Below are 23131 nucleotides of genomic sequence, written 5' to 3'. Positions count from 1 at the left end.
TTACAGCACCTCCGGCGCGAGCGAGATGATCTTCATGAACTTCTTCTCGCGCAGCTCCCGGCCCACCGGGCCGAAGATGCGGGTGCCGCGGGGGTCGCCGTCGTTCTTCAGAATGACGGCGGCGTTCTCGTCGAAGCGGATGTACGAGCCATCCTGACGACGACGCTCCTTGACGGTGCGAACGATGACGGCCTTGACGACGTCACCCTTCTTCACGTTGCCACCGGGGATCGCGTCCTTGACGGTGGCGACGATGACGTCACCGATACCCGCGTAGCGGCGACCCGAGCCACCGAGAACACGAATGGTGAGAATTTCCTTCGCACCCGTGTTGTCGGCGACGCGCAGTCGCGACTCCTGCTGGATCACGTCTATCTCCTGATCGTCTGCCGGTTCCCGGTGGGGAGCCACGTAAGTGACTTACGCGGCTCCCTCACCGAGCCTGGCGGAACTGACCTGAGGGAAACCCCTCAGGAATTACTTGGCCTTCTCGAGGATCTCGACGATGCGCCAGCGCTTCGAGGCGGACAGCGGACGCGTCTCCATGATGAGGACGCGGTCGCCGACGCCGGCGGAGTTCTGCTCGTCGTGGGCCTTGAGCTTGTTCGTACGGCGGATGACCTTGCCGTACAGCGCGTGCTTGACGCGGTCCTCGACAGCGACGACGACGGTCTTGTCCATCTTGTCGCTGACGACCAGACCCTCACGGGTCTTGCGGAAACCGCGCTCGGTGTTCGTCTCAGTCACAGTCTTCTCGCTCATCAGGCGCTCTCCACCGTCTCGATGCCCAGCTCGCGCTCACGCATCAGGGTGTAGATCCGGGCGATGTCCTTACGGACGGACTTGAGCCGGCCGTGGTTCTCGAGCTGGCCCGTCGCCGCCTGGAAGCGGAGGTTGAACAGCTCTTCCTTGGCTTCGCGGAGCTTGTTGAGGAGCTCCTCGTCGCCCAGCTCGCGCAGCTCGGACGCCTTGGTACCGGCCGACATCACGACTCACCTGCCTCGCGCCGAACGATCCGGCACTTCATCGGAAGCTTGTGAGCAGCGCGGGTGAGCGCCTCACGAGCAATCTTCTCGTTCGGGTAGGACAGCTCGAACATCACCCGACCGGGCTTGACGTTCGCGATCCACCACTCGGGAGAACCCTTACCGGAACCCATGCGGGTCTCGGCGGGCTTCTTCGTCAGGGGACGGTCCGGGTAGATGTTGATCCAGACCTTGCCGCCACGCTTGATGTGACGGGTCATCGCGATACGAGCGGACTCGATCTGACGGTTCGTCACGTACGCCGGGGTCAGCGCCTGGATGCCGTACTCGCCGAACGCAACCTGCGTGCCACCCTTGGACATACCGCTGCGCTTCGGGTGGTGCTGCTTGCGGTGCTTGACCCTACGGGGGATCAGCATTTCGGTCAGGCCTCCGTTCCGGTGCTCTCAGCAGCCGGAGCAGCGGCGGCGTCGGCCTTGGGGGCCTCGGCTGCCGGCGACTGCTGCGGCTTACGGCCGCGACCGCCACGCTCGCCACCACGGCCACCGCGGCCGGCCGGGCGGTCAGCGCCGCCACGAGCCGGACGGTTACCGGCGCGGGCCGCGGCGTTCTCGGCGCGAACCTCGGCGATGTTCTTGACGTCGCCCTTGTAGATCCAGACCTTCACGCCGATGCGGCCGAAGGTCGTCTTGGCCTCGAAGAAGCCGTAGTCGACGTTCGCACGGAGCGTGTGCAGGGGCACACGGCCCTCGCGGTAGAACTCCGAGCGGGACATCTCGGCGCCGCCGAGGCGACCGCCGCACTGGATCTTGATGCCCTTGGCGCCGGCCTTCATCGAGGACTGCATGCTCTTACGCATGGCCCGACGGAAGGAGACGCGGGAGGAGAGCTGCTCGGCGACGGCCTGGGCCACCAGCTGAGCGTCCACCTCGGGGTTCTTGACCTCGAGGATGTTCAGCTGGACCTGCTTGCCGGTCAGCTTCTCCAGCTCGCCGCGGATGCGATCGGCCTCGGCGCCGCGGCGGCCGATGACGATGCCCGGGCGGGCGGTGTGGATGTCAACGCGGACGCGGTCGCGGGTGCGCTCGATCTCGACCTTCGAGATGCCGGCCCGCTCCATGCCCTTCGTCATCATGCGACGAATGGCGACGTCTTCCTTGACGTAGTCCTTGTACAGCTTGTCGGCGTACCAGCGGGACTTGAAGTCCGTGGTGATGCCGAGCCGGAACCCGTGCGGGTTTACCTTCTGGCCCATTACCGGGTTCCTTCCTTGCTGCTGACGACCACGGTGATGTGGCTGGTCCGCTTACGGATCCGGTAGGCCCGGCCCTGGGCACGCGGACGGAACCGCTTCAGGGTCGGACCCTCGTCCACGTACGCCTCGCTGATGACCAGCGAAGAGGCGTCGGTGTGGTCGTAGTTGTGTGCAGCGTTGGCAATGGCGCTGTCCAGCACCTTGCCAACCGGCACGCTCGCGGCCTGCGGGGCGAAACGCAGGACCGCCTGAGCCTCCGTGGCATCCATGCCACGGATGAGGTCCACCACTCGGCGGGCCTTCATGGGCGTGACGCGGATGTACCGCGCCTGGGCCCTGGCTTCCATGGTTGTCCCTTCGGTGTAAGTCATAGTCGTTTCCACCCCGCGCTAGCGGCGCTTCGACTTCCGGTCGTCCTTGACGTGGCCGCGGAAGGTGCGAGTCGGCGAGAACTCGCCGAGCTTGTGGCCGACCATCGACTCGGTGACGAACACCGGGACGTGGATCTTGCCGTTGTGCACCGCGATGGTGTGACCCAGCATGGCCGGGACGATCATCGAGCGACGGGACCAGGTCTTGATGACGTTCTTGGTGCCTGCCTCGTTCTGTACGTCCACCTTCTTGATGAGGTGTCCGTCGACGAAGGGCCCCTTCTTCAGACTGCGCGGCATCTAAACCCGCTCCTAGCGCTTCTTGTTCGTCTTGCGGCGGCGGACGATGTACTTGTTGCTCGCCTTCTTGGGAGCACGCGTACGACCCTCCTTCTGACCCCACGGCGAGACCGGGTGGCGACCACCGGAGGTCTTGCCTTCACCACCACCGTGCGGGTGGTCAACCGGGTTCATCGCGACACCGCGGACGGTCGGGCGGACGCCCTTCCAGCGCATGCGGCCGGCCTTGCCCCAGTTGATGTTCGACTGCTCGGCGTTGCCGACCTCACCGATCGTCGCGCGGCAGCGCGCGTCGACCAGGCGGATCTCACCCGACGGCATACGAAGGTGGGCCATGGTGCCCTCCTTCGCCAGCAGCTGCACGGAGGCACCCGCGGAACGGGCGAACTTCGCGCCGCCGCCGGGCCGCAGCTCGATGGCGTGGATGGTCGTACCGACCGGGATGTTGCGCAGCGCCAGGTTGTTACCGGGCTTGATGTCGGCGGTCGGACCGTTCTCGACACGGTCGCCCTGCGACAGGCCACGGGGAGCGACGATGTAACGCTTCTCGCCGTCCGCGTAGTGCAGCAGCGCGATGCGCGCGGTGCGGTTCGGGTCGTACTCGATGTGCGCGACCTTGGCCGGCACGCCGTCCTTGTCGTGACGACGGAAGTCGATCACGCGGTAGGCGCGCTTGTGGCCACCACCCTGGTGGCGAACGGTCACACGACCGGCGTTGTTACGGCCGCCCTTGCTGTGCAGGGGGCGGACCAGCGACTTCTCCGGCGTGGACCGCGTGATCTCGACAAAGTCGGCGACGCTGGAGCCACGACGGCCCGGGGTCGTCGGCTTGTACTTGCGGATACCCATTTCTCAGTCCTCGTCCGATTCCGGACGACTCGACCTCACTTAAGAGGTCGGGCCGCCGAAGATGTCGATACGGTCGCCCTCGGCGAGGGTCACGATGGCGCGCTTCGTGTCGGCGCGCTTGCCGAAACCGGTGCGGGTGCGCTTGCGCTTGCCCTGCCGGTTGATCGTGTTGACCCCGGTGACCTTGACCGAGAAGACCGCCTCGACGGCCTGCTTGATCTGGGTCTTGTTGGAGCCGGGCGCGACGATGAACGTGTACTTGTTCTCGTCGAGCAGCGCGTAGCTCTTCTCGGAGACCACGGGCTTGACGAGAACGTCACGCGGGTCCGAGTACGTCTTGCTGGTAACGGTCGCCTCGCTCATCAGGCGTCGCTCCCTTCGGTCTCAGCGGTCTGGGGGCCAGACACGAAGGACTCGAAAGCGGCCTGGGTGAAGACCACGTCGTCAGAGACGATCACGTCGTACGTGTTGAGCTGGCCCGGCTCCAGGATGTGCACCTGGGGCAGGTTGCGCGCGGACAGCCACGCGGCCTCGTCGGCGCGGTCGACGACCAGGAGCAGGTTCTGGCGCTCCGAGATCTTGCCGAGCAGCGTCTTGGCGGCCTTCGTGGAGGCGGCACCCTCGACCACGCCGGTGACGACGTGGATACGGGAGTGACGGGCCCGGTCCGAGAGGGCACCGCGCAGGGCGGCGGCCTTCATCTTCTTCGGGGTCCGCTGCGAGTAGTCACGCGGCTGCGGGCCGTGGACGACGCCACCGCCGGCGAACTGCGGGGCGCGGGTCGAACCCTGACGGGCGCGGCCGGTGCCCTTCTGGCGGTAAGGCTTCTTACCACCACCGCGGACTTCACCGCGGCGCTTGGTCTTGTGCGTGCCCTGACGGGCAGCCGCCAGCTGAGCGACAACGACCTGGTGGATCAGCGGAACGCTGGTCTTCGCGTCGAAGATCTCCGCGGGGAGCTCGACGGTACCGGCCTTGTCGCCTGCCGGCGAAAGGATGTCAATGGTGCTCATTACCTCAAGCCCCCTTGGCCGCGGTACGGACCAGGACGAGGCCGCCGTTCGGACCGGGGACCGCGCCCTTGATGAGGAGCAGACCCTTCTCCGCGTCAACCGCGTGGATGGTCAGGTTCTGGGTGGTGACGCGCTCGTTACCCATGCGGCCCGCCATGCGCATGCCCTTGAAGACACGCCCAGGGGTGGCGCAGCCACCGATGGAACCGGGGGAACGGTGCTTGCGCTGGGTGCCGTGCCCGGCGCCGAGGCCCTTGAAGTTGTGACGCTTCATGACACCGGCGAAGCCCTTGCCCTTGCTCTTGCCCGTGACGTCGACCTTGACGCCGGACTCGAACACAGCGGCGGTGACCTCCTGGCCCAGCGTGTACTCGCTGGCGTCAGGGGTGCGGAGCTCGACCAGGTGGCGGCGCGGGGTGACGTCGGCCTTGGCGAAGTGACCCTTGAGGGGCTTGTTCACCTTGCGCGGGTCGATCTCGCCGAAGGCGATCTGGACCGCTTCGTAGCCGTCGCTGTCGTTGGTGCGAACCTGCGTCACGACGCACGGACCGGCCTTGACGACGGTCACCGGGACAACCCGGTTGTTCTCGTCCCAGACCTGGGTCATGCCGAGCTTCTCGCCCAGGACGCCCTTGATGTTCTTGCTCATCTCGGCCCGTCCCCTCAGAGCTTGATCTCGATGTCGACGCCGGCCGGCAGGTCGAGACGCATCAGCGAGTCAACCGTCTTCGGCGTGGGGTCGAGGATGTCGATGAGGCGCTTGTGGGTGCGCATCTCGAAGTGCTCGCGAGAGTCCTTGTACTTGTGCGGCGACTTGATGACGCAGTACACGTTCTTCTCAGTGGGCAGCGGCACCGGGCCCGCGACCGACGCACCAGTGCGGGTCACCGTCTCGACGATCTTCTTCGCCGAGGAGTCGATGACCTCGTGGTCGTAGGCCTTGAGCCGGATGCGGATCTTCTGTCCCGCCATGGCTACTAGTAGTCCTGTCTCTCTGTTTAACGCTCTGGAACCCGGGGGTTCTCTGGACTCCTCCTCCGACCCACGCGGTCGGGCGTGTCGCATCCCCTCTACGAAAATCTCCCGAAGAAGATCCCAACCAAGGGGGTGCGGGCCCGAGGACCGCGGAACCGGGGGCGGAACACCCACCGGGTGCCTGGCCGGCGCCCTGCATTGCTTCCCGGAAGATTCCCGTACGTCCGGCCCTACAGGGCCGACGAGTACTGTGGGACTCGCTTCCGGTCCTCCCGGCGGGAGGCGCGCAGCATTGACACTCAACCGAGCAACCTGGTCAGTGTGCCATACGGGGCGCGGGCCTGGCCAATCGAGTCGGGAATCCTACCCCGAGCGAGCGTGCGATCAAACGCGGGCGCGCATCCGGCGGCAGCGGGATCACGACGGGCCCTCGGGGCGGCCCGCCCCGCCCCGCGTGCGCAACCCCACTCCCCACCCGGGCAACCCACCCGCCCCTCCGTCCGTCTACTCCCCCGCAGGTGCGGCCCGACCGCCGCTGACCTGCGCGGAGAGTCGGGAGTGACGCAGGGCAGGGCGGCCGTTCGCCCGCTGCGGGGGAAGCGGGAGCGGAGTGCGCGGCGTGGTGGATCGATCTTTCCCGGGCCGGATACGGCTGCCCCGACGCACCCTGCTCCTCGCGGCCGGAGCGGCCGGCACGGCCGCCGCCACCGCAGGATGCGCCGTACCCGCTCCCCGGCGGCGCGGGCCGGAGGCTGACCCGGCGCCCGGGCTGGCCATAGCGAGCACCCGGCAGGCCCTGGTCCTGCAACTGCTGGCCCACCCGGACGACGACCTCTACTTCATGAACCCGGACACCCGTGAGGCCCTGGACGCCGGGACCCCGCTGGTCTGCGTGTATCTCACCGCGGGCGAGGCGGACGGCGTCAACAAGATCCCCGGCGCGCCCCGCCCGGCCCCCGACCGTGCGGCGTACTCCTCCTCCCGCCATCAGGGCCTGCGCCAGGCGTACGCCGTCCTGCTGGGCCTGGACCGCTTCACGCCGTGGGAGCGTTCCGTCCTCGCCCTGCACGGCGGCCACCGGGCCGAGGTGAACGTGCTGACCGACGGGGCACGCCGGGTGGAGCTGGTCTTCCTCAACACCGCGATGCACACGGGGCGGGGGCGGCTCGGGCTGCCGAGCCTCTGGCGGGACCGGCGGCTCGTGCTGCGCACGGTGGTGGCCGACAACTCCCCTCTGGGGAGAGCGGGTTCGTACACGTACGACGGTCTCGTCGACGTCCTCGTGGGGCTGCTGGAGCGGTACCGGCCCACCCTGGTGCACACCCTGGACCCGGACCCGGACCTCCAGTTCAGCAGCGAGTACGAACGCCGCCGGGACAGCGAGCAGCGCGGGTACTCCGACCACGCCGACCACACCGCGGCCGGGTGCTTCGCCTGGGCCGCCCTGATCCGCTGGGTGGCCCGGGCGGCGGGACGCGGGGAGCCGGTGCCCGGGTTCGTCGTCGCCGCGTTCCGGGGGTACTACAACCGGCACTGGCCCAAGAACCTGCCGCCCGCCGTGCTGGAACGCAAGGCCGCCCACCTCGTCCCGTACGGTGGCGCCCCCGACTGGGAGTGCGGCAACCCCTCCGGCTGCGGGGACTACAACGTGGGCGGCGACCGGCCGCTCACCAACCGCAAGGGCTGGGTGCGCTCCACCCACCACCGCTACCCGGGCCCCCGCGCCCAGGTCGCCGCCGGGGCGGACGGCCGGCTCACCGCCTACGGGGTCCTCGGGCTGCGCGCCGTACGGTGGCGCGAGAGCGCGCCCGGCAGCGGCGTCTGGGACGCGCCGGACGACCTCGGCGGCGGTCCGCTCGCCCCGGTGCTGGGCGCCGCGGCGACGGCGGACGGCCGGCAGTTGCTGTTCGGGCTGCGGTTCGCGGCGCTCGGCGGGCACGGCGCGGACAACGAACGCGAGATCGTGCTCCTGGAGCAGCGCTCCCCCGATGGCCCCTTCCTCGCCTGGCGGGGCCTCGGCAACCCCGCCACGGGCCCCGACCACGGCCGCCGCGTCGGAACCCCGGTCGCCGTCACCGCCCCGGACGGCCGCGTCCACCTCTTCGTACGGAACGCGGAGAAGGGGCTCAGCACCCGGGTGCGCGACGCGGCGACCGGCCGCTGGAGCGGCTGGCGGGACATGGGCGGCGGCGAGGTCCAGGACGGGCTGACCGCGGTCGTGGACACGGCGGGGCGCGTCCATGTGTACGCGGCCGGGCACCATGCCGTGCACCACTGGACCCAGGACGCCCCGGACACCGACGTCACCGCCCGCACCCAGCTCACCGGCTCCCCCGTGCCCGCGCACGCGCCCGGCGCACTCCCCGCGCCCGGCGGGTCCGTGGAGCTGTACTACAGGCCCGCAGCGCGTGAACAGCTCGTGGCCGTACGCGCCGACGCCACCCCCGCACCCCGGTTCGAGGGGTACGGTCCGGTGACCACCGCCGCGTCGCCGGCCGGCCCGGTCCTGCTCGGCCGGACCGCGGAGGGCCGGATCCAGCTGCGTACCGCCGAGGGGGCCGTCGTACGGTCGCGGGGCCCGGTCGCCCTGGACGGCGCCGCCCTCCACGTGGACGCGGCGGACGGCCGCCCGGTCGTCGTGGGCCTCGGCCCGGACGCGGCGCCCTGGGCGTGGCGCCCGCAGAAGAGCCCGGCTCCCCCAACTCCCGCCCCATAACGCCGTGTTATGGCCAAACGTTAGTACCCCGTCCTCGTCGCGCTCCGGCACCCTGTTGCCCACCATCCCCCACGGACACGCCCACCCAGCGTGTCGCGCGAAACGAGGCATCATGCGCATATCCCGGCTCATGCCCGCTGTCGCCGCAGCAGCGGCCTGCGTCCTCTCGCTCTTCGCACCGTCCGCGACGGCCGCACCCGCGCCGCCGCTCCAGGACGCCCCGCCGCCCACCACCCAGATCATCGGCGGCGGCTATGCCCAGAACGCACCCTGGGCCGCCCGGCTCTTCTCGAACGGCAGAGAGACCTGTTCGGCGACGATCATCGCCCCGACCTGGATCCTCACCGCCAGGCACTGTGTCACCGGCGGCGGCCTGTCGTTCCGGATCGGCAGCCTCGACCAGCACAGCGGCGGCGTGGTGGCCAACGGCGTCCAGACGTACAACCACAGCGCGGACATCTCCCTGGTTCGCCTGGACCGCTCCGTGCAGACGACCTACTCCCGCCTCGGCCAGCCCGGCACGGTCCGTGTCGGGCAGAACGTGCAGGTCTGGGGCTGGGGCGCGACCTCGCAGTGCGGCTCGGAGGCGAACTGCCAGTCGCGCTACCTGAAGGTGGCCAACGTGACGGTCACCGGCGGCTGCGGTGACGCGTACGGCGGCTCGGCGATCTGTGCCCGCCGCGGCAACGGCATCACCGCCGGCGGGGACTCCGGCGGCCCGATGACGCTGAACGGCGTCCAGGTCGGCGTCGCCTCCACCAGCGACCGGCAGACCACGACGGCGTACACCAACGTCACCGCGTACCGCTCCTGGATCCAGTCGATCGCGGGCGTCTGACCGGACGCCCACCCGGGACGGCGGGCACCTGACCGGTCCGCCGTCCCCCTGAACCGTAGGGCCCCCGTACCTCACCGCCCGAGGTACCGGGGCCCTACAGCCATGCAGGGGCCCACGTCGTCGCTTGCCCCGCTCCCGGATCCACGTGCCGACGGAGGCACCGCCCCCGATCCCGAGGAATCCCGGCGCCGCCCGGCCCGCCCAGTGCCCTCACCCGCGGCCTCCGGTCTTGCGGTCGGGGGCCAGGTACAGGCCCCAGAGGAACCGGAACCAGGCCATGGCCGTCCCGCCGCCGAGCCCGGCCAGGACGAGAGCGACGAGCAGGTTGTCCGCCCGCGGGACAGAGAGGAGCAGGAGGAAGAGGCCCGCGAGCGCCACGGTCGCGAGGGTGGCTCGGAGCAGGCGGTGCATGCGGGTCACCTCACGATCAAAGAGGGCCATGGGTACGACGGTGGGACCGCGGTCTACAGCCGGCCCTGGTGCGTGGCGATCCGGACGGCAGCGACGAGCATACGGGCGTGAAGCCTCCGACCGCGGAAGAGAGCCGGTTGCGGACGGTCCCCACACTGAGGAAGAGTTCGGCGGCGATCTCCCGGGAGTGCGCCCCGCCTGCGGCCGGCCGCAGGGCCCCGGCCTCCTTGTCGGTGAGCGGGCACGGGCCGGCCCGCTCCTCCCCGCGCATCCGGTCGTCGATGACGGGTTCCGCCCCCGCCCCCGCCCCCGATCCGCCTCCGACCACCTCGATGCCCAGTTCGGCCGCTCAAGGGTCTTCCTTCCTGCTCCGCCTGCGCGGTGCGGGTCGCGGGTCGGGCGTCGCCGCCCGGGACACGCCGGCTCTTCACCTGACGGTGGCCGTCCCGCGGGCAGAGGCCGTGGCGGCGCGTCAGCAGGGTCCGGCAGACATGGCGAAGGGCCCCGCGCCTCTTCCGAGGTGCGGGGCCCTTCTTGCGACTCAGTGAGCCACCAGGTCCAAGGACCAAGCAGAAACTACTTGATGATCTTGGTGACCTGGCCGGCGCCCACGGTCCGGCCACCCTCACGGATGGCGAACTTCAGGCCCTCTTCCATGGCGACCGGCTGGATCAGCGCGACGTCCATGAGGGTGTTGTCACCCGGCATGACCATCTCGGTGCCCTCGGGAAGGGTCACAACGCCCGTCACGTCCGTGGTACGGAAGTAGAACTGCGGGCGGTAGTTGTTGAAGAACGGGGTGTGACGGCCACCCTCGTCCTTCGACAGGATGTAGGACTGCGCCTGGAACTCGGTGTGCGGGGTGACCGAGCCGGGCTTGATGATGACCTGGCCGCGCTCGACGTCCTCGCGCTTGATGCCACGGAGGAGCAGACCGACGTTCTCACCGGCCTGGCCCTCGTCGAGCAGCTTGCGGAACATCTCGATGCCGGTGACCGTGGTGGTGGTCTTCTCGGTCTTGATACCGACGATGTCGACGGTCTCGTTGACCTTCAGGACACCACGCTCGATGCGGCCGGTGACGACCGTACCGCGACCGGTGATCGTGAAGACGTCCTCGATCGGCATGAGGAACGGCTTCTCGACGTCACGCTCGGGCTGCGGGATGGCCTCGTCGACAGCCTTCATCAGGTTGAGGACGGACTCGCCCCACTCCTTGTCGCCCTCGAGCGCCTTGAGCGCCGAGACCTTGACGACCGGAACGTCGTCGCCCGGGAACTCGTACTCGGAGAGAAGCTCACGGACCTCGAGCTCGACGAGCTCCAGGATCTCCTCGTCGTCCACCATGTCGGCCTTGTTCAGGGCGACGACGATGTAGGGGACGCCGACCTGGCGGGCCAGGAGCACGTGCTCCTTGGTCTGCGGCATCGGGCCGTCGGTGGCGGCGACCACGAGGATGGCGCCGTCCATCTGCGCGGCACCCGTGATCATGTTCTTGATGTAGTCCGCGTGACCGGGGCAGTCGACGTGCGCGTAGTGACGCGACTCCGTCTGGTACTCGACGTGCGCGATGGAGATGGTGATACCGCGCTGGCGCTCTTCGGGAGCCTTGTCGATCTGGTCGAAGGCCGAGGCCTCGTTCAGGTCCGGGTACGCGTCGTGCAGCACCTTGGTAATGGCGGCCGTGAGGGTCGTCTTACCGTGGTCGATGTGACCGATGGTGCCGATGTTGACGTGGGGCTTAGTCCGCTCGAACTTTGCCTTCGCCACTGGGGTCCTCCTGAGTGGTTCTGTACGCCTTGCTTCATCGGCGCCAGGTGATCTTTGCTGGGGTGCCGGCGCCGGGGGCACCGGGCACAGTGCTCGCGCGCTGTGCCCGATGCCCACCAGGCTCCGGTGACAAGCCTAAAGCGTGAGCTCGGGAGAGTTACTCGCCCTTGGCCTTCGCGATGATCTCCTCGGCGACGTTCCGCGGAACCTCGGCGTAGGAGTCGAACTGCATCGAGTAGCTTGCGCGACCCGAGGTCTTGCTGCGGAGGTCTCCGACGTAGCCGAACATCTCCGAGAGGGGCACGAGGCCCTTCACGACGCGAGCGCCGCTGCGCTCCTCCATGGCCTGGATCTGGCCACGGCGGGAGTTGAGGTCGCCGATGACATCGCCCATGTAATCCTCGGGCGTGGTCACCTCGACGGCCATCATCGGCTCGAGGAGCACGGGAGAGGCCTTGCGGGCACCCTCCTTGAACGCCTGCGAACCGGCGATCTTGAAGGCGAGCTCCGAGGAGTCGACCTCGTGGTAACCACCGTCGAGAAGGGTGACGCGGACGCCGACCATCTCGTAACCGGCCAGGATGCCGAACTGCATGGCTTCCTGAGCACCCGCGTCCACCGAGGGAATGTACTCACGGGGGATGCGGCCACCGGTGACCTTGTTGACGAACTCGTACGAGGCGTCGCCGCCCTCGATCGGCTCGATGGCGATCTGCACCTTCGCGAACTGGCCGGTACCACCAGTCTGCTTCTTGTGCGTGAAGTCGATCCGCTCGACGGCCTTGCGGATCGTCTCGCGGTAGGCGACCTGGGGCTTGCCGACGTTCGCCTCGACGCGGAACTCGCGCTTCATGCGGTCGACGAGCACCTCGAGGTGAAGCTCGCCCATACCACCGATGATGGTCTGGCCGGTCTCCTCGTCGGAGTGCACCTGGAAGGAGGGGTCCTCCTCCGAGAGGCGCTGGATGGCGACACCCAGCTTCTCCTGGTCACCCTTGGACTTGGGCTCGATGGCGACCTGAATGACCGGCGCCGGGAAGTCCATGGACTCCAGGATGACCGGGTTCTTGTCGTCACACAGCGTCTCACCGGTGGTGGTCTGCTTCAGGCCCATGACGGCGATGATGTCGCCCGCGCCCACCGACTGGATCTCCTCACGCTTGTTCGCGTGCATACGGTAGATCTTGCCGATGCGCTCCTTCTTGCCCTTGACGGAGTTCAGCACCGCGGTGCCGGCCTCCAGGCGACCGGAGTAGATCCGGACGAAGGTGAGCTTGCCGAGGTGCGGGTCGCTCGCGATCTTGAACGCCAGGCCGGAGAACGGCTCGTCGTCCGAGGGCTTGCGCTTGATGACGGCCTCGGGGTCCTTGACGTCGTGGCCCTCGATGGCCTCGACGTCCAGGGGGGAAGGCAGGTAGCGGACGACCGCGTCGAGCAGGGGCTGGACGCCCTTGTTCTTGAACGCGGTGCCACAGAACACCGGGGTGACGGTGACGGAGTCGGCGCCACCCTTCGACGCCAGGGTGATGCGGCGGATCGCCTCGTGCAGCTGCTCCTGGGTGGGCTCGTTGCCCTCCAGGTACAGCTCCATCATCGCGTCGTCGTTCTCGGCCACGGCCTCCAGGAGCTTGCCGCGCCACTCGGCGGCGGACTCCTTCAGGTTGTCCGGGATGTCGACGATGTTGTACATCTCGCCCTTGGCGGCCTCTTCGGGGTACACGAAGGCCTTCATCGACACGAGGTCGACGACGCCCGTGAAGTCCGCTTCGGCGCCGATGGGGAGCTGCATGACGATCGGGGTCGCGCCGAGGCGGTCCACGATCATCTCGACGCAGCGGAAGAAGTCCGCACCGGTGCGGTCGAGCTTGTTGACGAAGCAGATACGCGGCACGCCGTAGCGGTCCGCCTGACGCCAAACGGTCTCGGACTGCGGCTCGACGCCCGCGACACCGTCGAACACGGTGACGGCGCCGTCGAGAACGCGGAGCGAACGCTCCACCTCGACGGTGAAGTCGACGTGACCCGGGGTGTCGATGATGTTGATGGTGTGGTCAACATTGTTGAGCGGCCAGTGGCAGGTCGTCGCGGCGGACGTGATCGTGATGCCGCGCTCCTGCTCCTGCTCCATCCAGTCCATCGTGGCAGCGCCGTCGTGGACTTCACCGATCTTGTAGCTCACACCGGTGTAGAAGAGGATCCGCTCAGTGGTGGTCGTCTTGCCCGCGTCGATGTGGGCCATGATCCCAATGTTGCGGACCTTGGCCAGGTCAAGCGAAGTGGTGGCCATAAGGCTCAGTCTTCTCTCGGTCTCGATGGGGGTAGCGACTACCAGCGGTAGTGCGCGAAGGCCTTGTTGGACTCGGCCATCTTGTGGGTGTCCTCACGCTTCTTGACCGAAGCGCCGAGGCCGTTGGAGGCGTCGAGCAGTTCGTTCATGAGGCGCTCGGTCATGGTCTTCTCGCGGCGGGCGCGGGAGTAACCGACGAGCCAGCGCAGAGCGAGGGTGGAGGCGCGACCGGGCTTGACCTCGATCGGCACCTGGTAGGTGGCGCCACCGACACGGCGGGACTTGACCTCGAGCGAGGGCTTGACGTTCTCAAGCGCGCGCTTCAGCGTGATGACCGGGTCGTTGCCGGTCTTCTCGCGGAGGCCTTCCATGGCGCCGTACACGATCCGCTCGGCGGTGGAACGCTTGCCGTCGAGGAGGATCTTGTTGATCAGCGAGGTGACAAGAGGAGAGCTGTAGACCGGGTCGATGATGACCGGGCGCTTCGGGGCGGGGCCCTTACGAGGCATTCTTACTTCTCCTTCTTGGCGCCGTAGCGGCTGCGGGCCTGCTTGCGGTTCTTGACACCCTGGGTGTCGAGCGAACCGCGGATGATCTTGTAACGAACACCCGGCAGGTCCTTCACACGGCCACCACGCACGAGCACGATGGAGTGCTCCTGCAGGTTGTGTCCCTCACCCGGGATGTAGGCCGTGACCTCGATGCCGGAGGTCAGACGCACACGCGCGACCTTACGGAGTGCCGAGTTCGGCTTCTTCGGGGTGGTCGTGAACACACGCGTGCAGACACCGCGACGCTGGGGCGAACCCTCGAGCGCGGGCGTCTTGTTCTTCTCGACCTTGTCCTGCCGGCCCTTCCGGACCAGCTGCTGGATCGTAGGCACTACTTCTCCGGTTTCTGTGTGCCGTTCGTGAAACTAACCTGGAACATCGCCGACCCACGCGGTCGGGTGTGTCGAATACTGCGGACTCCCGCCCATGGGGCAGAAGGGGCGCAGATTGCGGTGGCCACTGACGGACTCGCGCTGCGGTTGAGGACACGCACACGAGCCCAGGCACACCCCAGGCACAAGGCTTGAGCGTACCTACCTCACGGAGCTGGGTCAAAACAAATGCTGTCCACGCCCGCGGGGCGGGGCCGCCGACCACCGGCGACGGGCCGGAACGCCTGGCCGTCCGTGGTCCGGGCGATTGCCGGATCCCGGCAACCGGGCGTCGCGAACGCAGCGTCTTTACCGCCTGACCGCCCTGCCCCACGCTGCCGGACAATGCGGTCAGCCGACCAGACCGGCCGGTCCCCGCGACCGGCCCGGCCCCAGGAGGTCCCACGTGACAGCCGACCACCGTGACCCCGTAACCCCGGCACCGAGCGCACTCGACACCGACGTCAGTCTGGCCGTCATCGAATACGGTGACGCCGCTTCCGCCTACGCCCCGGCCATGACCACTCCCGGCCTGCCGCAGTCCGTCGTCGACGACTACGCGATCGTCGTGGACGTCCTGGCCCTGGCCCGCCGGGTCCCGCTGCCCGACGTGCCCCCTCTGCTGGCCGTGGGCACCCGGGCCCTGCTCCGGGTCCACCACGCCCTGCTGGGCCGGTAGAGGCCGCCCCGGGGCCCCGGGGCGGCACAACGCCTGAGGGCGGCCACCCCGGAACGTTCCGGGGTGGCCGCCCTCAGGCGTTCAAGCGACAGTCGCTCGCTTACTGGTTGTACGGACCGTAGTCGTAGTCCTCCAGCGGAACGGCCTGGCCGGAGCCGGTGCCGAACGGCGAGTAGTCGATGTCGTCGTAGCCGACGGCCGAGTACATCGCGGCCTTGGCCTCCTCGGTCGGCTCGACCCGGATGTTGCGGTAGCGGGACAGGCCCGTACCGGCCGGGATGAGCTTACCGATGATGACGTTCTCCTTGAGGCCGATCAGGGAGTCCGACTTGGCGTTGATCGCCGCGTCGGTGAGGACCCTGGTCGTCTCCTGGAAGGACGCCGCCGACAGCCACGACTCGGTGGCGAGCGAGGCCTTGGTGATACCCATCAGCTGCGGACGGCCGGAGGCGGGGTGACCGCCCTCGGTGACCACACGACGGTTCTCGGTCTCGAACTTCGACCGCTCGACCAGCTCGCCCGGAAGCAGCTCCGCGTCGCCGGACTCGATGATCGTCACGCGGCGGAGCATCTGCCGGATGATGATCTCGATGTGCTTGTCGTGGATCGACACGCCCTGCGAGTTGTAGACCTTCTGGACTTCGCCGACCAGGTGGACCTGGACCGCACGCTGGCCGAGGATGCGCAGCACGTCGTGCGGGTTGGTCGCACCGACGGTGAGCTTCTGGCCCACCTCGACCGCGTCGCCCTCGCCCACCAGGAGACGGGCACGCTTCGAGATCGGGAACGCCGTCTCGTCGCTGCCGTCGTCCGGGGTGACGACGAGCTTCTTGGTCTTCTCGGTCTCCTCGATCCGCACGCGGCCCTTGGCCTCGGAGATCGGGGCGACACCCTTCGGCGTACGGGCCTCGAAGAGCTCGACGACACGGGGCAGACCCTGGGTGATGTCGTCACCGGCCACACCACCGGTGTGGAAGGTACGCATCGTCAGCTGGGTACCGGGCTCACCGATGGACTGGGCGGCGATGATGCCGACCGCCTCACCGATGTCGACCAGCTTGCCGGTGGCGAGCGAACGTCCGTAGCAGAAGGCACAGGTGCCGACCGCGGACTCACAGGTCAGGACCGAGCGGGTCTTGACCTCCTCGACGCCGGCGCCCACCAGGGCGTCGATCAGGACGTCACCGAGGTCGACGTTGGCAGGCGCGATGACCTTGCCGTCCACCACGACGTCCTCGGCGAGCATGCGGGCGTAGACCGAGGTCTCGACGTCGTCCGTCTTGCGGAGCACGCCGTCGGCGCCCTTGACCGCGATCTTCAGCTTCAGGCCGCGGTCGGTGCCGCAGTCCTCCTCGCGGATGATCACGTCCTGCGAGACGTCCACCAGACGACGGGTCAGGTAACCCGAGTCGGCGGTACGCAGGGCGGTGTCCGCCAGACCCTTACGGGCACCGTGCGTGGAGATGAAGTACTCCAGAACGGTGAGGCCCTCGCGGAAGGACGCCTTGATGGGACGGGGAATCGTCTCGTTCTTGGCGTTCGACACCAGACCACGCATACCCGCGATCTGACGCATCTGCATCATGTTTCCTCGGGCACCCGAGTCGACCATCATGAAGATGGGGTTCGTCTTCGGGAAGTTCGCGTTCATCGCCTCGGCGACCTCGTTGGTCGCCTTGGTCCAGATCGCGATGAGCTCCTGCGTGCGCTCGTCCTTGGTGATCAGACCGCGCTCGTACTGCTTCTGGACCTTCTCGTCCTGCTCCTCGTAGCCCTTGACGATGGCCTTCTTGGCCTCGGGCACGACGACGTCGGAGATGGCCACCGTGACGCCCGAACGGGTCGCCCAGTGGAAGCCCGCCGCCTTCAGGTTGTCGAGCGTCGCCGCCACGATGACCTTGGGGTAGCGCTCGGCCAGGTCGTTGACGATCTCGGAGAGCTGCTTCTTGCCCACCGAGTAGTCGACGAACGGGTAGTCCTCGGGCAGCAGCTCGTTGAAGAGCGCACGGCCCAGGGTGGTCCGCAGCCGGAAGGTGTCACCGGGCTGGTACTCCGGCTCGCCCTCCTCGGCGACCGGCGGCACCCAGCCACGCGGCGGCATGGTGCCGACCGGGAAGCGGATGTCGACCTTCGCCTGGAGCGACAGCTCGCGGGCGTCGAAGGCCATGGTGGCCTCGGCCGTGGAGCCGAACGCGCGGTCCGCGCCCTTGACGTTGCGGCCCTCGTCGTCCGTGGTGAGGAAGAAGAGGCCCAGCACCATGTCCTGGGTCGGCATGGTGACGGGACGGCCGTCGGCCGGCTTCAGGATGTTGTTCGAGGACAGCATCAGGATGCGGGCCTCGGCCTGCGCCTCCGCGGAGAGCGGCAGGTGCACGGCCATCTGGTCACCGTCGAAGTCCGCGTTGAACGCGGTGCAGACGAGCGGGTGGATCTGGATGGCCTTGCCCTCGACCAGCTGCGGCTCGAAGGCCTGGATGCCGAGGCGGTGCAGGGTGGGCGCACGGTTCAGCAGCACCGGGTGCTCGGCGATGACCTCTTCGAGGACGTCGTACACGACGGTGCGGCCACGCTCGACCATGCGCTTGGCCGACTTGATGTTCTGCGCGTGGTTCAGGTCCACCAGGCGCTTCATCACGAACGGCTTGAAGAGCTCCAGCGCCATCGCCTTCGGCAGACCGCACTGGTGCAGCTTGAGCTGCGGACCGACGACGATCACGGAACGCGCGGAGTAGTCCACACGCTTGCCGAGGAGGTTCTGACGGAAACGACCCTGCTTGCCCTTGAGCATGTCGCTCAGGGACTTCAGCGGGCGGTTGCCGGGACCGGTGACCGGGCGACCGCGGCGGCCGTTGTCGAACAGCGCGTCGACGGCCTCCTGCAGCATCCGCTTCTCGTTGTTCACGATGATCTCGGGGGCACCGAGGTCGAGGAGACGCTTGAGGCGGTTGTTGCGGTTGATCACACGGCGGTACAGGTCGTTCAGGTCGGAGGTCGCGAAGCGGCCACCGTCCAGCTGCACCATCGGACGCAGGTCCGGCGGGATGACCGGCACGCAGTCGAGCACCATGCCCTTGGGCTTGTTGCTGGTCTGCAGGAACGCGGAGACGACCTTGAGGCGCTTGAGCGCACGGGTCTTCTTCTGGCCCTTGCCGGTACGGATGATCTCGCGGAGGCGCTCGGCCTCCTCGTCGAGGTCGAAGGACTCCAGGCGCTTCTGCAGCGCGGCGGCGCCCATGCAGCCGTCGAAGTACGTGCCGAAGCGGTCACGCAGCTCGCGGTAGAGCAGCTCGTCGCCCTCCAGGTCCTGGACCTTGAGGTTCTTGAAGCGGCTCCACACCTCGTCGAGGCGGTCGATCTCGCGCTGCGCACGGTCGCGCAGCTGCTTCATCTCACGCTCGGCGCCCTCGCGCACCTTGCGGCGCACGTCGGCCTTGGCGCCCTCGGCCTCCAGCTCGGCCAGGTCGGTCTCGAGCTTCTTGGCCCGGGCCTCCAGGTCGGCGTCGCGGCGGTTCTCGGTCTGCTGGCGCTCGACGGAGACGTGGGCCTCCAGAGACGGCAGGTCGCGGGTACGACGCTCCTCGTCCACGAACGTGATCATGTACGCGGCGAAGTAGATGACCTTTTCCAGGTCCTTCGGCGCGAGGTCCAGCAGGTAGCCCAGGCGCGAGGGAACGCCCTTGAAGTACCAGATGTGGGTGACGGGAGCGGCAAGCTCGATGTGGCCCATCCGCTCACGACGCACCTTGGCGCGAGTGACCTCGACGCCGCAGCGCTCACAGATGATGCCCTTGAAGCGGACACGCTTGTACTTGCCGCAGTAGCACTCCCAGTCCCGGGTCGGACCGAAGATCTTCTCGCAGAAGAGTCCGTCCTTTTCGGGCTTGAGCGTGCGGTAGTTGATGGTCTCCGGCTTCTTGACTTCGCCGTGCGACCAGGTCCGGATGTCGTCCGCGGTGGCAAGGCCGATCCGCAGCTCGTCGAAGAAGTTGACGTCGAGCACTTGTCGTCAATCCCTCTTTCGGGGTCTCGTCTCAATCAATGGTCTGAACGGGTCCGGGGAGGGCCGGCCGCCTCGGGACGAGGCGGCCGGCCGGCCCGTCAGACCTCTTCGACGCTGCTCGGCTCGCGCCGGGACAGGTCGATACCGAGCTCCTCCGCCGCGCGGAAGACGTCCTCGTCCGTGTCGCGCATCTCGATGGACATGCCGTCCGAGGACAGCACCTCCACGTTGAGGCAGAGCGACTGCATTTCCTTGATGAGCACCTTGAAGGACTCGGGAATGCCGGGCTCGGGGATGTTCTCGCCCTTGACGATGGCCTCGTAGACCTTCACGCGGCCGGTCACGTCGTCGGACTTGATCGTCAGGAGCTCCTGGAGGGCGTACGCGGCGCCGTAAGCCTCAAGGGCCCACACCTCCATCTCACCGAAGCGCTGACCACCGAACTGCGCCTTACCACCCAGCGGCTGCTGCGTGATCATGGAGTACGGGCCGGTCGAACGCGCGTGGAGCTTGTCGTCGACCAGGTGGTGCAGCTTGAGGATGTACATGAACCCGACCGAGACCGGGTCCGGGAACGGCTCGCCGGAGCGGCCGTCGAACAGCTGGGCCTTGCCGGAGGGCTGGACCAGGCGGTCGCCGTCGCGGTTGGGGATCGTGGCCTCGAAGAGACCGGAGATCTCGTCCTCGCGCGCACCGTCGAAGACGGGCGTGGCGACGTTGGTGCCGGGGGCGACCTGGTCGGCGCCGATGGCCTGCAGGCGCTGGGCCCACTCGTCACCGAGGCCGGAGACGTCCCAGCCGCGGCTGGCGAGCCAGCCGAGGTGGATCTCCAGGACCTGTCCCGGGTTCATTCGGGACGGGACACCCAGCGGGTTGAGGATGATGTCGACCGGGGTGCCGTCCTCCAGGAACGGCATGTCCTCGATCGGCAGGATCTTGGAGATGACGCCCTTGTTGCCGTGACGGCCGGCGAGCTTGTCACCGTCGGTGATCTTGCGCTTCTGCGCGACGTAGACGCGGACCAGCTGGTTCACGCCCGGCGGCAGCTCGTCGCCCTCTTCGCGGTCGAAGACGCGGACGCCGATGACCTTGCCGATCTCACCGTGCGGCACCTTCAGCGAGGTGTCGCGCACCTCGCGCGCCTTCTCACCGAAGATCGCGCGGAGCAGGCGCTCCTCGGGGGTCAGCTCGGTCTCACCCTTGGGCGTGACCTTGCCGACGAGGATGTCACCGGCGACGACCTCGGCACCGATGCGGATGATGCCGCGCTCGTCGAGGTCGGCGAGGACCTCCTCGGAGACGTTCGGGATGTCCCGGGTGATCTCCTCGGGGCCGAGCTTGGTGTCACGGGCGTCGACCTCGTGCTCCTCGATGTGGATCGAGGAGAGGACGTCGTCCTGCACGAGGCGCTGCGACAGGATGATCGCGTCCTCGTAGTTGTGACCCTCCCACGGCATGAACGCCACGAGCAGGTTCTTGCCGAGGGCCATCTCACCGTTCTCGGTGGCCGGTCCGTCGGCGAGCACCTGGTCGGTCACGATCCGGTCGCCCTCGGAGACGACGACCTTCTGGTTGACCGAGGTGCCCTGGTTGGAGCGCATGAACTTGGCGATGCGGTACGTGGTGTACGTGCCGTCGTCGTTCGTGACGGTGATGTAGTCCGCGGAGACCTCCTGGACCACACCGTCCTTCTCGGCCTTGAGGACGTCGCCGGCGTCGGTGGCGCAGCGGTACTCCATGCCGGTGCCGACGAGCGGGGCCTCCGACTTAATCAGCGGCACCGCCTGACGCATCATGTTCGCGCCCATGAGGGCACGGTTGGCGTCGTCGTGCTCCAGGAAGGGGATCATCGCGGTGGCGACGGACACCATCTGGCGCGGCGAGACGTCCATGTAGTCGACCTCGGACGCGGGGACGTAGTCGACCTCTCCCCCACGGCGGCGGACCAGGACGCGCGGCTCGGTGAAGCGCAGCTCGTCGTTGAGGGTCGCGTTCGCCTGGGCGATGACGAAGCGGTCCTCCTCGTCGGCGGTGATGTAGTCGACGTCGTCGGTGACCTGGCCGTCGACGACCTTGCGGTACGGCGTCTCGATGAAGCCGAACGCGTTGACGCGGCCGTACGAGGCGAGCGAACCGATCAGACCGATGTTCGGGCCTTCGGGGGTCTCGATCGGGCACATGCGTCCGTAGTGGGACGGGTGCACGTCTCGGACCTCGAAGCCGGCCCGCTCACGGGAGAGACCACCCGGGCCAAGAGCCGACAGACGGCGCTTGTGGGTGAGACCCGACAGCGGGTTGTTCTGGTCCATGAACTGCGACAGCTGGCTGGTGCCGAAGAACTCCTTGATGGAGGCGACGACCGGCCGGATGTTGATCAGGGTCTGCGGCGTGATCGCCTCGACGTCCTGGGTGGTCATGCGCTCGCGCACGACGCGCTCCATCCGCGCCAGGCCCGTACGGACCTGGTTCTGGATGAGCTCGCCGACGTTGCGCAGACGACGGTTGCCGAAGTGGTCGATGTCGTCGGTCTCGACGACGATCTCCCGGCCGGACTCGCCGATCGTCTCGGTCTCGCCGGCGTGCAGCTTGACCAGGTACTTGATGGTCGCGATGACGTCGTCGGTGGTGAGCACCCCGGCGTCCAGCGGCTCATCGGCGCCGAGCTTCTTGTTCACCTTGTAGCGGCCGACCTTCGCGAGGTCGTAGCGCTTCGGGTTGAAGTAGAGGTTCTCGAGCAGCGTCTGAGCGGCCTCGCGGGTCGGCGGCTCGCCCGGACGCAGCTTGCGGTAGATGTCGAGCAGTGCGTCGTCCTGGCCCTGGGTGTGGTCCTTCTCCAGGGTGGCGCGCATGGACTCGTACTCGCCGAACTCCTCGAGGATCTGCTCGGTGGTCCAGCCGAGAGCCTTCAGGAGGACGGTGACGGACTGCTTGCGCTTGCGGTCGATGCGGACACCGACCATGTCGCGCTTGTCGATCTCCATCTCCAGCCAGGCACCCCGGGAGGGGATGATCTTGGCGGAGAAGATGTCCTTGTCGGACGTCTTGTCGATGGAGGAGTCGAAGTAGACACCCGGCGAGCGGACCAGCTGCGACACGACGACACGCTCGGTGCCGTTGATGACGAAGGTGCCCTTGTTGGTCATGAGCGGGAAGTCGCCCATGAAGACCGTCTGGGACTTGATCTCGCCGGTCTCGTTGTTGGTGAACTCGGCCGTGACGAAGAGCGGCGCGGCGAACGTGAAGTCGCGCTCCTTGCACTCGTCGATCGAGTTCTTCGGGGGCTCGAAGCGGTGGTCGCGGAACGTAAGCGACATCGACCCGGAGAAGTCCTCGATCGGAGAGATCTCCTCGAAGATCTCCTCCAGGCCGGACTTGGTGGGGACGTCTTGTCCACTGTCCAGAGCAGCCTCGACGCGAGCCTTCCAGGCGGCGTTGCCGAGGAGCCAGTCAAAGCTCTCGGTCTGCAGCGCGAGGAGGTTCGGAACCTCGAGGGGCTCCTTGATCTTTGCAAAAGAGATGCGCAGCGGGGCGGTGCTGGCACCGTTGTTCGTATTCGCGGTCGAGGCGTTGCGCGAGGCGGCCAAGAGGGGGTCCTTCCGAGGGCTCGGACTCACTACGCGCGTACCGGTCCCACTCTGGACACAAAGACAGGCCGTTCCGAATCGGTCGCAAACGACCAGGTCGGAGGGGGTCGGTCATCGGTGCTTCAGCGTGGGCATGCCCCTGGTGACGGGCAGGAGGCAGCTAACAGGCAGCGCA

At 67.8% G+C, this 23131-nt stretch carries 22 protein-coding genes; 3 read left to right on the top strand and 19 right to left on the bottom strand.

Annotated elements, in window-relative coordinates; genetic code table 11:
- The 12 genes from rplN to rpsJ form a co-directional block, all read right to left on the bottom strand.
- Positions 1-369, bottom strand: coding sequence for a 50S ribosomal protein L14 (gene rplN, locus CCZ36_RS21440; RefSeq protein ID WP_003966950.1), 369 nt, complete (start codon positions 367-369; stop codon positions 1-3).
- A 108-nt stretch (positions 370-477) separates the two neighbouring features.
- Positions 478-762, bottom strand: coding sequence for a 30S ribosomal protein S17 (gene rpsQ, locus CCZ36_RS21435; protein ID WP_018490820.1), 285 nt, complete (start codon positions 760-762; stop codon positions 478-480).
- Entirely contained in the window at positions 762-986 is a 225-nt protein-coding gene (gene rpmC, locus CCZ36_RS21430; RefSeq protein WP_003966952.1) for a 50S ribosomal protein L29, read from the bottom strand. The genes rpsQ and rpmC overlap by 1 nt, the downstream gene beginning before the upstream one ends.
- A complete protein-coding gene (gene rplP, locus CCZ36_RS21425) occupies positions 986-1405 on the bottom strand; it encodes a 50S ribosomal protein L16 (protein ID WP_003966953.1) in 420 nt (139 codons plus the stop codon). Before rplP ends, rpmC begins: the two co-directional genes overlap by 1 nt.
- A 5-nt stretch (positions 1406-1410) precedes the next feature.
- The gene (gene rpsC / locus CCZ36_RS21420; RefSeq protein WP_003966954.1) at positions 1411-2241 is read right to left on the bottom strand and encodes a 30S ribosomal protein S3; all 831 of its coding nucleotides are present in this window, start codon (positions 2239-2241) and stop codon (positions 1411-1413) included.
- A complete protein-coding gene (rplV, locus tag CCZ36_RS21415; RefSeq protein ID WP_004571827.1) occupies positions 2241-2588 on the bottom strand; it encodes a 50S ribosomal protein L22 in 348 nt (115 codons plus the stop codon). The genes rpsC and rplV overlap by 1 nt, the downstream gene beginning before the upstream one ends.
- Positions 2589-2630: 42 nt before the next feature.
- Positions 2631-2912 (bottom strand): 30S ribosomal protein S19, encoded by a 282-nt coding sequence (gene rpsS / locus CCZ36_RS21410; RefSeq protein ID WP_003966956.1) that lies wholly within the window; start codon positions 2910-2912, stop codon positions 2631-2633.
- 12 nt (positions 2913-2924) lie between these two features.
- Complete coding sequence (gene rplB, locus CCZ36_RS21405; RefSeq protein WP_006126887.1) at positions 2925-3761, bottom strand: 50S ribosomal protein L2; 837 nt, start codon at positions 3759-3761, stop codon at positions 2925-2927.
- Between the two features lie 39 nt (positions 3762-3800).
- A complete protein-coding gene (gene rplW / locus CCZ36_RS21400) occupies positions 3801-4124 on the bottom strand; it encodes a 50S ribosomal protein L23 (RefSeq protein WP_003966958.1) in 324 nt (107 codons plus the stop codon).
- Complete coding sequence (rplD, locus tag CCZ36_RS21395) at positions 4124-4774, bottom strand: 50S ribosomal protein L4 (RefSeq protein ID WP_030578049.1); 651 nt, start codon at positions 4772-4774, stop codon at positions 4124-4126. Before rplD ends, rplW begins: the two co-directional genes overlap by 1 nt.
- A gap of 4 nt (positions 4775-4778) precedes the next feature.
- Positions 4779-5423: a 50S ribosomal protein L3 gene (gene rplC, locus CCZ36_RS21390; protein ID WP_006126884.1), complete on the bottom strand. Its 645-nt coding sequence runs from the start codon at positions 5421-5423 to the stop codon at positions 4779-4781.
- Positions 5424-5437: 14 nt separating this feature from the next.
- Positions 5438-5746, bottom strand: coding sequence for a 30S ribosomal protein S10 (gene rpsJ, locus CCZ36_RS21385; RefSeq protein ID WP_003948644.1), 309 nt, complete (start codon positions 5744-5746; stop codon positions 5438-5440).
- Between the two features lie 655 nt (positions 5747-6401).
- Between rpsJ and CCZ36_RS21380 the strand changes: the two genes are divergently transcribed.
- Both CCZ36_RS21380 and CCZ36_RS21375 read left to right on the top strand, forming a co-directional pair.
- Positions 6402-8465, top strand: coding sequence for a PIG-L family deacetylase (locus CCZ36_RS21380; RefSeq protein ID WP_069736509.1), 2064 nt, complete (start codon positions 6402-6404; stop codon positions 8463-8465).
- A gap of 112 nt (positions 8466-8577) precedes the next feature.
- Positions 8578-9303, top strand: coding sequence for a S1 family peptidase (locus CCZ36_RS21375; RefSeq protein ID WP_069736453.1), 726 nt, complete (start codon positions 8578-8580; stop codon positions 9301-9303).
- Positions 9304-9513: 210 nt separating this feature from the next.
- Here the strand turns inward: CCZ36_RS21375 and CCZ36_RS21370 are convergent, their stop codons facing one another.
- From CCZ36_RS21370 to rpsL, 5 genes are all read right to left on the bottom strand, one after another.
- A complete protein-coding gene (locus tag CCZ36_RS21370; RefSeq protein WP_128818368.1) occupies positions 9514-9744 on the bottom strand; it encodes a hypothetical protein in 231 nt (76 codons plus the stop codon).
- Positions 9745-10290: 546 nt separating this feature from the next.
- Positions 10291-11484 carry an elongation factor Tu gene (gene tuf, locus CCZ36_RS21360; RefSeq protein ID WP_003966968.1) on the bottom strand — a complete coding sequence of 398 codons (1194 nt, stop codon included), beginning with the start codon at positions 11482-11484 and terminating at the stop codon, positions 10291-10293.
- A gap of 157 nt (positions 11485-11641) precedes the next feature.
- Positions 11642-13771 carry an elongation factor G gene (gene fusA, locus CCZ36_RS21355; protein ID WP_069736450.1) on the bottom strand — a complete coding sequence of 710 codons (2130 nt, stop codon included), beginning with the start codon at positions 13769-13771 and terminating at the stop codon, positions 11642-11644.
- A 38-nt stretch (positions 13772-13809) separates the two neighbouring features.
- Entirely contained in the window at positions 13810-14280 is a 471-nt protein-coding gene (gene rpsG, locus CCZ36_RS21350) for a 30S ribosomal protein S7 (protein WP_003966970.1), read from the bottom strand.
- A gap of 2 nt (positions 14281-14282) precedes the next feature.
- Complete coding sequence (gene rpsL, locus CCZ36_RS21345) at positions 14283-14654, bottom strand: 30S ribosomal protein S12 (protein WP_003948652.1); 372 nt, start codon at positions 14652-14654, stop codon at positions 14283-14285.
- A 445-nt stretch (positions 14655-15099) separates the two neighbouring features.
- Here rpsL and CCZ36_RS21340 point away from each other — a divergent pair, with 445 nt between their 5' ends.
- Positions 15100-15372 (top strand): hypothetical protein, encoded by a 273-nt coding sequence (locus tag CCZ36_RS21340; protein WP_069736449.1) that lies wholly within the window; start codon positions 15100-15102, stop codon positions 15370-15372.
- 100 nt (positions 15373-15472) lie between these two features.
- On the opposite strand, the gene CCZ36_RS21335 is transcribed toward CCZ36_RS21340, so the two are convergent.
- Together CCZ36_RS21335 and rpoB are read right to left on the bottom strand one after the other, a co-directional pair.
- Complete coding sequence (locus CCZ36_RS21335) at positions 15473-19372, bottom strand: DNA-directed RNA polymerase subunit beta' (RefSeq protein WP_030709186.1); 3900 nt, start codon at positions 19370-19372, stop codon at positions 15473-15475.
- A gap of 98 nt (positions 19373-19470) precedes the next feature.
- Positions 19471-22956, bottom strand: coding sequence for a DNA-directed RNA polymerase subunit beta (rpoB, locus tag CCZ36_RS21330; protein WP_069736448.1), 3486 nt, complete (start codon positions 22954-22956; stop codon positions 19471-19473).
- Positions 22957-23131: the final 175 nt, after the last annotated feature.

The sequence above is a fragment of the Streptomyces sp. S063 genome, assembly GCF_002832675.1.
GTDB classification, from domain to species: Bacteria; Actinomycetota; Actinomycetes; order Streptomycetales; family Streptomycetaceae; genus Streptomyces; species Streptomyces sindenensis.
Note: the sequence above shows the minus strand (reverse complement) of the source record. Positions and strands in the feature narration are given on the sequence as shown.